The following is a 12,383-nucleotide window of genomic DNA, read 5'->3' on the forward strand; positions in this document are numbered from 1 at the left end:
TTTGCCTGTTATTGTGCAATAGATAAAATTTTTGGTGGCGCCCTGCGGGGCGTCGCCGTTTACCGTCTGCCGGGGGCGTCCACCGACGCTACCCCTACAAGGGCCCAAGGAGAAAATATGAGTTGGTTGGAAAAACTGCTGCCACCGCGCATACAGCGTTCTGATGCTGCCGCGCGCAAGACCATGCCGGAAGGCCTGTGGGTCAAATGCCCGTCGTGCGAAGCCGTGCTGTACCGTACGGACTTGGAATCGAATTTGCACGTGTGCCCGAAATGCGATCACCACATGCGCATCCGCGCGCGTGAACGCCTCGACAGCCTGCTCGACGCTGGCGGCCGCTATGAAATCGGCCAGGAAATCCTGCCTGTCGATACCTTGAAGTTCAAGGACAGCAAGAAATACCCGGACCGCCTGAAATCCGCCATGGAAGCGACGGGCGAGACGGATGCGATGGTCGTCATGGGCGGCGCCATCATGAGCCTGCCGGTTGTCGTGGCGTGCTTCGAATTCGAATTCATGGGCGGCTCCATGGGCTCCGTCGTGGGCGAGCGCTTCGTGCGCGGCGCGCAAATCGCGCTGGAACAGAAAGTGCCGTTCATTTGCATCACCGCCACCGGTGGCGCGCGCATGCAGGAAGGCTTGCTGTCCCTGATGCAGATGGCGAAAACCACGGCCATGCTGACCAAGCTGTCGGAAAAGAAATTGCCATTCATCAGCGTGCTGACCGACCCGACCATGGGCGGCGTGTCCGCCTCGTTCGCCTTCATGGGCGACGTGGTCATTGCCGAACCGAAAGCGCTGATCGGCTTTGCCGGCCCCCGCGTGATTGAAAACACCGTGCGCGAAAAACTGCCGGAAGGCTTCCAGCGCGCCGAGTTCCTCGTCACCAAGGGTGCCGTCGACATGATCGTCGACCGCCGCAAGATGCGCGAAGAAATCGCCCGTCTGCTGGCCTTGTTGCAAAACCAGGCCGTCGAAGTCTTGGCGTAACGCCAATGTAACAGGCCGGGCGGCGTCCGCAGGACGCGCCCGGTTGCCACGCCACACCATCTCCGCGCCTCGCGCACTGTCTCCTCATCAAGAAGTCTCCCATGCACAAGCTCCCCACCACCTTGCCGGACTGGCTCGCCATGCTGGAAACCCGCCATTCGGAAACCCAGATCAATATGGGCCTGGACCGCGTGCAAGCCGTCAAGGCGCGCATGCAGCTGGCGTTTACTTGCCCCGTGATCATGGTGGCGGGCACGAATGGCAAGGGTTCCACCTGCGCCATGCTGGAATCCGTGCTGTTGCGTGCCGGCTACAAAGTGGGGCTGTACATCAAGCCGCACTTTCTCGATTTTAACGAGCGTGCCCGCGTGCTGGGCGAGATGGCCAGCGACGAACAGATCGTCGCCAGCTTCAATGCCGTCGAAGCCGTGCGGGGCGACACGCCGCTGACGTATTTCGAATTCACCACGCTGGCGATCCTGCACCTGCTGTCGCAGGCCAAGCTGGACGTGGCCATCCTGGAAGTGGGCCTGGGCGGGCGCCTCGACGCCGTCAACGTGATCGATGCGGACGTGGCCATCGTCACCAGCGTCGATATCGACCACACGGATTACCTGGGCGACACGCGCGAAGCGATCGGCTTTGAAAAGGCGGGCATCTTCCGCCCGGGCAAGGCGGCCATCTGCAGCGACCCCGTGCCGCCGCAATCCCTGATCGACCATGCGGAGGCCATCGGCGCCGACCTGTGGCTGATGGGCCGCGATTTCAATTATTCGGGCGACAAGCAGCAGTGGAACTACGGCGGGCGCGAGCAGCGCCGCAATTCGCTCGCGTATCCAAGCTTGCGCGGCGCCAACCAGATCCTCAACGCGACGGCTGTGCTGGCCGCCCTGGAAGTGCTGAAGCTGAAACTGCCCGTGGGCGCGCAGGAAGTGCGCACGGGCCTGGTGACGGTGGAGCTGCCGGGCCGCTTCCAGGTCTTGCCTGGCCGCCCCAGCGTGATCCTTGATGTGGCGCATAACCCCCACGCGGCGTCGGCGCTGAACCAGAACCTGGGCAATATGGGTTTCCACCCGTACACCTATGCCGTGTTTGGCTCCATGCAGGACAAGGATATCGATGGCGTATTGGCCGCGATGAGCGAACACGTCGACCATTGGTGCCTGACGGGCTTGCCTTCGCCGCGCGCGGCCACGGCGTCCGAGCTGGCCGCCAAGGTGCAGATCATGCTGGAAGATAAGCCCGACAGCAGCGAGCATACTGTATCTATTTTCGATGATCCGGCACAAGCTTTTGCAAATGCAATGAGCCGGGCCGGTGAGAATGATAGAATTGTGGTCTTTGGTTCTTTCCTCACCGTTGCCGGCGTGATGAAGGCCCGAAAATCCTCACTTCACTGAAACGCACTCGACTGAAAATCACGCATGGGCTTGTTCTCGAAACTGTTTAAAAACAAGCAAGAATCCTCTGGCGAAGACAGCGGCTTTTATGTCCCTGGCGAAGCACAGTCGCCGACCCGCAAACGCGCCGCCAACACCTCCGGTGGCGGCGGATCGCGCCGTGGCGGCAAGGAAGCGCCGGATCCGGTCTTGCCTGAAAAAAAGCGCGCACGCCGCCGCCTGGTCGGGGCCATCGCCCTGGCCCTGGGCGTAGCTGTCGGCTTGCCGATGCTGCTCGATTCCGAGCCGAAGGCGCCGTTCAACGATATCGCCATCGATATTCCGTCGAAGGAAAAGGCCGTAGCGCCTGCACCGGCGCCCGTGCCGGCCGTTCCGGCCCGGGCCGCATCGAATGGCCTGGACCAGTCCGAGGAGATCGTCGACGCGCCGCTGCCGCCTGCGGCCAAGCCGACGCCTGCACCGGCACCCGTGCTGGCCGCCGTCCAGCCTGCGCCGGTCAAGCCAGCCTACGTGGAACCGAAACCCGAGCCCAAGCCGGTCAAGGTGGAGCCAAAACCGGAACCGAAGCACGAAACCAAGCCGGAACCCAAGGCCGAGCCGAAACACGAGTCCAAGCCGGAACCCAAGCATGAAGTAAAAGCGGAAGCCAAGCCTGAGACTAAGCCTGCCAAGCCGGCGCAATCGGCCGACGATGCCGCGCGCGCGCTGGCCATCCTGGAAGGCAAGCCGCAGGACAAGCCGCAAGAGAAGGTGCAGGACAAGGCGCACGACGCCGGCAGCGGCAAGTTCGTGGTGCAGGTGGCGGCGCTGGCGACGCAGGACAAGGTTGACGAATTGCAGGACAAGCTGCGCGAAGCGGGCATCAAGTCGTACACGCAGAAAGTCTCCAGCCCGGCGGGCGAACGCATCCGCGTGCGCGTGGGACCGTTCGGCAGTCGCGAAGACGCCGAAAAGACCCGCGCCAAGCTGCAAAAGCTGGGCCTGGGCGGCAGCCTGGTACCGGCGTGATGTTGCAAGGCTGAACGGGCGTGACGATTTTCGATTACCTGGTGCTGTTCGTGCTGGTGACGTCCGTGCTGATCAGCATGATGCGCGGCCTGGTCAAGGAAATACTGTCATTGGTCAGCTGGATCGTGGCTTTTGTCATTGCCAATGCCTATGGCGCCACGCTGGCGAAATTCCTGCCGGAAGCCGTGCCGGGCGAAGCCATCCGATTGTTGCTGGCCTTCGTGGTGCTGTTCATCGGTGTGCGCATTTTGATGGGATTGCTGTCCATGACGGTCGACGCGCTGGTCAAGGTGACGGGCCTGAGCCTGGCCGACCGCACTCTGGGCAGCCTGTTCGGCGTGGCGCGGGGCCTTGTGATCGTGCTGACCGCCGTCATCTTGTGTGGCATGACGTCCATACCGCAGCAGCCATTCTGGAAAAACGCGCAGCTCAGCCCGCTCGCGGAACAGGGCGCGCGCGCCATCAAGCCTTATCTGCCTGCCGCTTACGCGCAGCATGTGAAATTTTGAATTTTTTTTAAAATCAGTAGCACAGTTTAGGAGCACACCATGTGTGGCATCGTCGGCGTCGTTTCCCATCAACCTGTCAATCAATTGCTCTATGATGCATTGTTGCTCTTGCAACATCGCGGTCAGGACGCGGCAGGGATTGCGACCAATCACAGCAGTATGTTTTCCATGCACAAGGCCAATGGCCTCGTGCGTGACGTCTTCCGTACGCGCAACATGCGTTCGCTGCAAGGCACGACGGGCATCGGCCATTGCCGCTACCCGACGGCCGGTTCGTCGAGCGAAGAGGAAGCACAACCGTTTTATGTGAATGCGCCGTTCGGCATCACGCTGGCGCACAATGGCAACCTGACCAACTGGGAACAGTTGAAGCTGGAAATGTTCAAGAACGACCGCCGCCACATCAATACCGATTCCGATTCGGAAGTGCTGCTCAACGTGCTGGCGCATGAAATCCAGGAAGCGACGACGGGCCTGAACCTGGACCCGGAAGCCATCTTCAAGGCTGTCACCGTGCTGAACCGCCGCGTCAAGGGTGGCTACGCTGCCGTGGCGCAAATCGCCGGCGTGGGCTTGCTGGCCTTCCGCGACCCGCACGGCATCCGTCCGCTGTGCCTGGGCATCAATGAAACGGAGCAAGGTCCCGAATACCTGATCGCTTCCGAATCCGTGGCCCTGGAAGGCATGGGCTTCCGCTTCGTGCGCGATATCGGTCCCGGCGAAGCCGTCTTCATCGATGCTGACAAGCAATTGCACAGCGCCCAATGCGCCGACAATGCCAGCCTGAACCCGTGCGTATTCGAGTTCGTCTACCTGGCCCGTCCCGATTCCGTCATCGACGGCGCCTCCGTGTACGCCACGCGCCTGAAAATGGGCGAGTACCTGGCCGAAAAGATCCGCGCTGAATTGCCTGGCGTACATATCGACGTGGTCATGCCGATTCCCGATTCCTCGCGTCCGGCCGCCATCCAGCTGGCCATGGCGCTGAACATCGAGTACCGCGAAGGCTTCATCAAGAACCGCTATATCGGCCGCACCTTCATCATGCCGGGCCAGGCGGCGCGCAAGAAATCCGTGCGCCAGAAGCTCAACGCGATTCCGTCCGAATTCAAGGATAAAGTGGTGCTGCTGGTCGACGATTCCATCGTGCGCGGCACCACCAGCCGTGAAATCGTGCAGATGGCGCGTGAAGCGGGCGCGACGAAGGTCATCTTCGCCTCGGCAGCGCCACCGGTGATCTACCCGAACGTGTACGGCATCGACATGCCGACGCGCGACGAACTGATCGCCTACGGCCGCACGACGGAAGAAGTGTGCCGCGAAATCACGGCCGATTACCTCGTGTACCAGGATATCGGCGCGCTGAAGCAGGCCATCGCCGACGTCAACCCGGCCCTGACCAACTTCGAGGCTTCGTGCTTCGATGGCGTGTACGTGACGGGCGACGTGTCGCAGGAATACCTGGACCGCCTGGAATATGCGCGCCACCATCCGAAGGCGGCAGCGCCCGAAGATACGCCGCGTTCCCAGCTGAACCTGAACCTGGCGACAACAGAAGCATAAGTAAGCTGCCCGGCCGATGCCGGGCATTTTTTTCTCCGCGATCATGAACGATAAAAAAAACTACGGCTTTACCACCACCATCCTGCATAACGACCGCCGCAAGGGCATCGAACATGGCTCCCTGCACAAGCCCGTGCACACTTCCGTGGCCTTTGGTTACGCCGATGCGCGCCAGCTCGCTTCCGTATTCCAGGGCAAGGAGCCGGGTTTCCGCTATGGCCGCCAGGGCAATCCGACCGTTTCCGCGCTGGAAGACAAGGTCAACAAGATGGAAGACGGCGTGGCCACCCTGTGCTTCGCCACCGGCATGGGCGCCATCGGCGCCGTGGTGCAATCCTTGCTGCGCGCGGGCGACCATGTCGTGTCGTCGGCCTTTTTGTTTGGCAACACCAACAGCCTGTGGCAAACGGTGACGGGGCAGGGCATCGGCGTGTCGTTCGTCGACGCCACCGACGTGGCCAATGTGGCGGCCGCCATCACGCCGGCCACGCGGATTGTTTTCGTAGAAACTATTGCCAATCCGCGCACGCAGATCGCCGACCTGAAGAAGATCGGTGACTTGTGCCGCGAGAAGGGCATCCTGTACATCGTCGACAATACGATGACGACGCCATACCTGTTCCGTCCGAAAGCCGTGGGCGCGGGCCTGGTGGTCAATGCCTTGACGAAATCTATCGGCGGTCACGGCAATGCGCTGGGCGGCAGCTTGACGGATACGGGCGTGTTCGACTGGACGCAGTATCCGAACATTTTCGAGAATTACAAGAAGGCGGCGCCCGCACAGTGGGGCATCGCGCAAATCCGCGCCAAGGCCTTGCGCGACTTCGGCGCCTCCCTGGGGCCGGAAGCGGCGCACCATATCGCCGTCGGCGCGGAAACCATGGCCTTGCGCATGGACCGCACCTGTTCGAACGCCCTGGCGCTGGCGACCATGCTGGCCGCCGATCCGAGAGTGGCGGCCGTGCATTACCCGGGCCTGGCGTCGCACCCGCAGCATGCGCTGGCGACGGACTTGTTCCGCAGCTATGGCTCGCTGTTCAGCTTTGAATTGAAGGATGGCATCGACTGCTTCGATTTCCTCAATCGTCTTAATCTTGCCATTCCCGCCAGTAACCTCGGCGACACGCGCACCCTCGTCATTCCCGTCGCCCACACGATTTTCTACGAGATGGGTGCCGAGCGGCGCGCCAGCATGGGCATCGCCGAGTCGCTGATCCGTGTGTCGGTGGGTATCGAGGATGAGGTGGATCTGCTGGAAGACTTCAAGCACGCATTGGAAGAAGAATAAGGTTTCACTTTTTTGAGAAAAAGATTACATTTAAGTGTAATTAAAGCATATGTATCTTTTTCTCAATTGGAGAGTGGGAATGAAAAAAATTGTATTTAGTGTTTTTTTATTGTTTTCTTGCGCTGTCTATGCTGATGACCTGACGGATGCGAATAAATTCCTGCAATCCAAGGCTTACCCGCAAGCCTTGGATTTGTACAAGAAGCTGGCTCAGGCCGGGAATGCCGAGGCTCAATTTCATTTGGGCGAGATGTATTTGTATGGTGAAGGAGTGGCTGTCGATGCCGCGCAAGCCGGACAATGGTTTGGGCAGGCCTCCAAGGCGGGTAACAAGAATGCCGAAGCCGCGCTTGTCCTTATGGCTAACCGTGTCGCGCGAAAAGGTGACATTGATTACTATGTCAACTCATATGCTGGCGAGGATGTTGCCTTGAGTAAGGTCAAGTGCGTTACCCCGGTGATTCCTGCATTCTCCCAAACCAAGCGTCAAATCAGAGATGTGGCCGATAGTGTTGATGCCTGGATGGCGTGCTATAACAGCTTCGTCAGTAATTTGAATGCTTCTTTGCCGCCTGGCAAAGCCATTCCTTCTGATATTGAATCGTTGATGAATGAGCAGGAATTTGAAAAGGCCAAGCTGCGCATGGATGCCGCCTATGCGCGGGTGAGTGCCGAAGGGCGTGAGCTGGCAAAAAATATCTTGGCGCAGCGCGATGAGTGGCACTCCAAAACAGAGGCGTATCTCTTGGCGGAGAATAAAAAAATTCAGACAGAAAATGAAATGAGTGAATTGAATCGCTCACGTACCGCGAACACGCCGCAATGGGTGACCAGTCCTTTGCCAAGCAAATAAGTCAGTCTTGCCGATGTGCTCAATTGGATGGGAATTAAGCGCTCGCAGGTATGCTGCAAGCGCTTTCCCTCTTAATGCCAACTGCGCATGAGTCCGACGGCCAAACCTTCCAATGCAAACTCATCGTCCGGCGACACGGTAATCACCTTGAAGTCCGGATTTTCCGGCAGCAATTCGATGACGGAACCCGTCTTCTTGTAGCGCTTGACGGTGACTTCGTCGCCGATGCGGGCCACGACGATCTGGCCATTCTTGGCGCTGTCGACTTTCTTGACGGCCAATAAATCGCCATCCATGATGCCGGCGTCGCGCATGGACCAGCCGCGCACCTTCAGCAGGAAGTCAGGCTTGGCCGAAAACAGGGCCGGATCGACGTTGTAGCTCGCTTCCAGGTTTTCCTGCGCCAGGATGGGCGAACCGGCCGCTACCCGGCCGATCAGCGGCAGCGACATCAGCAGCGCTGCCGGCACCTTCGATGGCAGCGCTTCGGCGGCGGCGCCGATCAGGCGGATGCCGCGCGAGGTGCCGGGAGAAATCTCGATCGCGCCCTTGCGGGCCAGGGCCTGCAAATGCTCTTCGGCCGCGTTGGCCGATTTGAAACCCAGTTCATTGGCGATTTCGGCACGGGTGGGAGGAAAGCCCGTGTTTTCAATCGCGTCCTTGATCAGGTTCAGGATTTGTTCTTGTCGTGCTGTCAGCTTGATCATGAGCGGTGGGTGCATACTAAAATGCTGTCTATATGAACAGTCTGTATTTTTGTACAGTATCGTTCACTATGCAAGGGGATTTCCGTGTTTTGGGCGAATTTCGCAAGAAATACTTGTCCATGGACGGAAAGCGCGGCGGCGCGCGGGCTTTTCGGGCCCATGTGGAAGGAATGATTGAAACGTTTGCAAAAGGCGGTTATAATCTTCGGCTGACCTTCCCACACCCGTCTTGACGCCGGGGTGGGCGATTATCAATCCGACCTGAAGGAGTTTGCATGCGTCATTATGAAATAGTCTTTATCGTCCATCCGGACCAAAGCGAGCAAGTGCCCGCGATGATCGAACGCTACAAAGCCAGCGTAACCACCCGCGGCGGTTCGGTTCACCGCGTGGAAGATTGGGGCCGCCGTCAAATGGCTTACTCGATCCAAAAGCTGCCTAAAGCACACTACATCTGCCTGAACATCGAATGCGACAACGAGACCCTGGTCGAGTTGGAAACAGCATTCAAATTCAATGATGCCGTGTTGCGTCACCTGACCGTTAAAATGAAGAAAGCTGAAACAGCTCCTTCGCCGATGATGAAATCGGTACAACGCGAAGACGCGGCCAAAAGCCACCGCACCGAAGCACCAGCAGCCGCTCCAGCCGCAGCAGCAGCTTAATTCTTGACCAGGATCGTGCGCTGAACCAGCTACAAGTAACCGCCATCATTGCCGAGCGCGAAATATTGCGCTATACCCCGGCAGGGCTGCCGATTGTGAATGCAGTATTGCAACACAGTTCGCAGCAGATGGAAGCAGGAATTGCCCGTTTGACCGAGTTTGATGTTGCCGCGCTAGCCGCTGGCGAAATCTCAGGCCGGTTCAGCCAGGCAAGCTTGGGCGGGGTGTATCAGTTCACGGGTTTCCTGGCAAGGAAGAGCCGCAACAGCAAGAGTTTGGTGTTTCACATCATTGATTTTAGTGCAGTCAATTCTGACTAGCGCATTTTAGATACAGGAGCCTGACATGGCATTCGGTAAAAAGTTCGACAAAAATAAGCTCAAGCTTAAAGAAAAACGCAAACAGCAAAACCCGTTGTTCAAACGCAAGAAGTTCTGCCGCTTCACCGCAGCTCACGTTGAGCAAGTCGACTACAAAGACGTCGACACGCTGAAAGACTTCGTCCAAGAAAACGGCAAGATCATGCCAGCACGCCTGACCGGTACCAAAGCGCACTACCAGCGCCAAGTTGACACCGCAATCAAGCGCGCTCGCTTCCTCGCGCTGCTGCCATACACCGATCTGCACCACGCTTAATCGGTCAGATATTCCTGGAGAAGAACTATGCAAATCATTCTGTTAGAAAAAGTTGTTAACGTCGGTAACCTCGGCGAAGTCGTCAAAGTCAAAGACGGTTACGCACGTAACTTCCTGATCCCGCAACGCCTGGCACGTCGTGCTACGGCAACCGCTGTGGCTGAATTCGAAGTCAAGCGCGCCGAACTGGAAAAAGCTGCTGCCGCTAAACTGGCCGCATCGCAAGCCCAGGGCGAAAAACTGAGCGGCCTGACCGTTCAAGTTGCTCAAAAAGCTGGTGTTGATGGCCGTCTGTTCGGTTCCGTCACCAACTTCGACATCGCTGAAGCGCTGACCAAGCAAGGTTTTGCTGTTGAAAAAGCACAAATCCGTATGCCTACCGGCCCGCTGAAGATCGTTGGCGAGCACAACGTTTCGGTTGCTCTGCATACCGACGTGGTTGTGGAAGTTGTTATCGCTGTCGTTCCAGACGCGAACGCGTAATCGTCTGCGGGCCTGGCCCGCAAGCGTTGCCGCACTATGAAAAGCCGGGTTCGCCCGGCTTTTTTGTGGCCTTTTTTTCGCTCAATTTCAGCCCTTTATTTTTGCCAGCACGCCGAAGCGGGTATAATTCGCGCCATGAACGCCCCCTCTGATCCGCAACTGGATTCCCTCCGTATTCCGCCGCATTCGATCGAAGCAGAACAATCCGTTATCGGTGGTCTGCTGCGCGACAATGCCGCATATGACCGCATCGCCGACTTCATGCATGCGGAGGATTTCTATCGCTATGACCATCGCATCATCTTCGAGCAAATCGTCAAGATGGTTAACGCTTCCAAGCCAGCCGATGTCATTACTGTTTTTGAAACCCTGACCCAGCTCGGCAAGGCCGATGATGTGGGCGGACTCGCTTACCTGAACGCCATGGCGCAAAATACGCCATCGGCCGCGAACATCCGGCGCTACGCCGAGATCGTGCGCGACCGCGGCGTGCTGCGTAAACTCATTACCGTCGCCGACGACATCTCCGGCACGGCCTTCAGCCCGCAGGGCAAGGAAGTCAAGCAGATGCTTGACGAGGCCGAATCGAAGATTTTCGCCATCGCCGAAGAGGGCGCGCGCGGCGCCCAGGGCTGGACCGCCATCCAGCCCCTGCTGACGCAGGTGGTCGAGCGCATCGACGAACTGTACAGCCGCGACAACCAGAGTGAAATCACGGGCGTGCCCACCGGTTTCATCGACCTCGACCGCATGACCTCCGGTCTGCAGCCGGGCGACCTGGTGATCGTGGCGGGACGTCCATCGATGGGCAAGACGGCGTTTTCCGTCAACATCGGCGAAAACGTGGCCATCGACAGCGGCTTGCCCGTGGCTGTGTTCTCGATGGAGATGGGCGGCGCCCAGCTGGCCATGCGTATGCTGGGCTCCGTCGGACAGCTCGACCAGCACCGCCTGCGCACGGGCCGCCTGAATGACGAAGACTGGCCGCGCCTGACGAATGCGATCCAGAAGATGAACGACGCGCAGTTGTACATCGATGAAACGCCGGCGCTCAACTCGATCGAATTGCGCGCCCGCTCGCGCCGCCTGTCGCGTCAATGCGGCAAGCTGGGCCTGATCATCGTCGATTACTTGCAGCTGATGTCGGCCAATACGCCGGGCGACAACCGCGCCACGGAGATTTCCGAGATTTCACGGGGCTTGAAAGGCCTGGCGAAAGAACTCGGTTGCCCCGTGATTGCGCTGTCCCAGCTGAACCGCTCGCTGGAGCAACGCCCGAACAAACGTCCTGTCATGTCCGACTTGCGCGAATCGGGCGCTATTGAGCAGGATGCCGACGTGATCCTGTTCATTTACCGCGACGAGGTGTATAACCCCGACTCGCCGGACAAGGGAACGGCCGAAATCATCATCGGTAAACAACGTAACGGTCCAATCGGCAGCATCCGCCTCACCTTCATGGGGCAGTACACCAAATTTGGCAATTACAGTGGTGGCCTGGCGCTTTACCAAGGCGACTAACACAGCAGCACTGATATTCCATTGGCCGCCCCTTCATCAAAAGGGGCGGCTTTCTGTAGTAAATAACACGACTCAATGCTTAACGGAGAATGACATGTTTGGACGCTTGATGCCCACTGAGGGCAAGTTTTTTGAATTGTTTAACCAGCACGCGGAATTGTGCGTCAAGGGCGCCAAAGAGATGCTCGGCCTGATGACCAATTTCGATGACCTGGAAAACCGCGTGCATGCGATCGAAAGCATCGAGAAACAGGCGGACAAAGTCACCTACGCCACCGTGGAAATGCTGCACAAGACCTTCATCACGCCGATCGACCGCGATGACATCCATCAGCTGATCACGCGCCAGGACGACATCCTCGACCTGCTGGAAGATGCGGCGCAAACCGTCTCGCTGTACGACCTGAAGGCCGTCACGCCGGAAGCCAAGCGCCTGGCCGAGCTGGTGCTGGCCTGTACCGAAAAAGTGCGCGACGCCGTCGCCATGCTGCACAACATGGATAACTCGCGCAAGATCGTCGCCATCTGCGAAGAGATCGACCGCCTGGAATCGGACGCCGACCACGTGATGCGCGCCGCCATGTCCAAGCTGTTCCGCGACGAGCCGGACGTGCGCAACCTGATCAAGCTGAAAGCGATCTACGAAATTCTGGAAACCGTGACCGACCGTTGCGAAGATGTGTCCAATATTATCGAAGGCATCATCGTCGAAAACGCGTAAGCGTTGGGCCTGTCCTGAACCAGAATCAGAAAAGAAACT

The 12,383-nt window shown here is 58.6% G+C and carries 14 protein-coding genes; 13 read left to right on the forward strand and 1 reads right to left on the reverse strand.

Translation table 11 applies throughout. The features are described 5' to 3' along the window. Nucleotides 1-117: 117 nt before the first annotated feature. From accD to CLU94_RS20645, 7 genes are all read left to right on the forward strand, one after another. Entirely contained in the window at nucleotides 118-990 is an 873-nt protein-coding gene (accD, locus tag CLU94_RS20615) for an acetyl-CoA carboxylase, carboxyltransferase subunit beta (protein WP_010400390.1), read from the forward strand. A gap of 101 nt (nucleotides 991-1,091) precedes the next feature. Continuing rightward, nucleotides 1,092-2,390, forward strand: coding sequence for a bifunctional tetrahydrofolate synthase/dihydrofolate synthase (folC, locus tag CLU94_RS20620; protein WP_099666999.1), 1,299 nt, complete (start codon nucleotides 1,092-1,094; stop codon nucleotides 2,388-2,390). A 24-nt stretch (nucleotides 2,391-2,414) separates the two neighbouring features. Further along, nucleotides 2,415-3,398, forward strand: a complete 984-nt coding sequence (locus tag CLU94_RS20625) for an SPOR domain-containing protein (RefSeq protein ID WP_099667000.1) — start codon at nucleotides 2,415-2,417, stop codon at nucleotides 3,396-3,398. A 20-nt stretch (nucleotides 3,399-3,418) separates the two neighbouring features. After that, nucleotides 3,419-3,907: a CvpA family protein gene (locus CLU94_RS20630; RefSeq protein ID WP_077407525.1), complete on the forward strand. Its 489-nt coding sequence runs from the start codon at nucleotides 3,419-3,421 to the stop codon at nucleotides 3,905-3,907. Between the two features lie 39 nt (nucleotides 3,908-3,946). Next, nucleotides 3,947-5,470: an amidophosphoribosyltransferase gene (purF, locus tag CLU94_RS20635; protein WP_034783451.1), complete on the forward strand. Its 1,524-nt coding sequence runs from the start codon at nucleotides 3,947-3,949 to the stop codon at nucleotides 5,468-5,470. 43 nt (nucleotides 5,471-5,513) lie between these two features. After that, nucleotides 5,514-6,758, forward strand: a complete 1,245-nt coding sequence (locus CLU94_RS20640; RefSeq protein WP_099668412.1) for a cystathionine gamma-synthase family protein — start codon at nucleotides 5,514-5,516, stop codon at nucleotides 6,756-6,758. 79 nt (nucleotides 6,759-6,837) lie between these two features. Next, nucleotides 6,838-7,611, forward strand: coding sequence for a tetratricopeptide repeat protein (locus tag CLU94_RS20645; protein ID WP_099667001.1), 774 nt, complete (start codon nucleotides 6,838-6,840; stop codon nucleotides 7,609-7,611). Between the two features lie 71 nt (nucleotides 7,612-7,682). Here CLU94_RS20645 and lexA read toward each other — a convergent pair whose 3' ends face one another. After that, nucleotides 7,683-8,318, reverse strand: a complete 636-nt coding sequence (gene lexA, locus CLU94_RS20650) for a transcriptional repressor LexA (protein ID WP_099667002.1) — start codon at nucleotides 8,316-8,318, stop codon at nucleotides 7,683-7,685. Between the two features lie 275 nt (nucleotides 8,319-8,593). Here lexA and rpsF point away from each other — a divergent pair, with 275 nt between their 5' ends. The 6 genes from rpsF to CLU94_RS20680 all read left to right on the forward strand — a co-directional run bounded on the left by rpsF (nucleotide 8,594) and on the right by CLU94_RS20680 (nucleotide 12,344). Continuing rightward, complete coding sequence (gene rpsF / locus CLU94_RS20655) at nucleotides 8,594-8,983, forward strand: 30S ribosomal protein S6 (protein WP_034750499.1); 390 nt, start codon at nucleotides 8,594-8,596, stop codon at nucleotides 8,981-8,983. Nucleotides 8,984-9,003: 20 nt separating this feature from the next. Next, on the forward strand, nucleotides 9,004-9,303 hold the full coding sequence (gene priB / locus CLU94_RS20660; protein WP_034783455.1) for a primosomal replication protein N: 300 nt from the start codon (nucleotides 9,004-9,006) through the stop codon (nucleotides 9,301-9,303). A 25-nt stretch (nucleotides 9,304-9,328) separates the two neighbouring features. Continuing rightward, complete coding sequence (rpsR, locus tag CLU94_RS20665) at nucleotides 9,329-9,619, forward strand: 30S ribosomal protein S18 (protein WP_010400024.1); 291 nt, start codon at nucleotides 9,329-9,331, stop codon at nucleotides 9,617-9,619. Nucleotides 9,620-9,646: 27 nt separating this feature from the next. Continuing rightward, on the forward strand, nucleotides 9,647-10,102 hold the full coding sequence (gene rplI / locus CLU94_RS20670) for a 50S ribosomal protein L9 (protein WP_034783456.1): 456 nt from the start codon (nucleotides 9,647-9,649) through the stop codon (nucleotides 10,100-10,102). Nucleotides 10,103-10,237: 135 nt separating this feature from the next. Beyond that, on the forward strand, nucleotides 10,238-11,623 hold the full coding sequence (locus CLU94_RS20675) for a replicative DNA helicase (RefSeq protein WP_034750488.1): 1,386 nt from the start codon (nucleotides 10,238-10,240) through the stop codon (nucleotides 11,621-11,623). A gap of 94 nt (nucleotides 11,624-11,717) precedes the next feature. Next, nucleotides 11,718-12,344, forward strand: coding sequence for a DUF47 domain-containing protein (locus tag CLU94_RS20680; protein WP_010400015.1), 627 nt, complete (start codon nucleotides 11,718-11,720; stop codon nucleotides 12,342-12,344). Nucleotides 12,345-12,383: the final 39 nt, after the last annotated feature.

This window comes from Janthinobacterium sp. 13, from assembly GCF_002749695.1.
Classification (GTDB): domain Bacteria; phylum Pseudomonadota; class Gammaproteobacteria; order Burkholderiales; family Burkholderiaceae_D; genus Janthinobacterium; species Janthinobacterium kumbetense.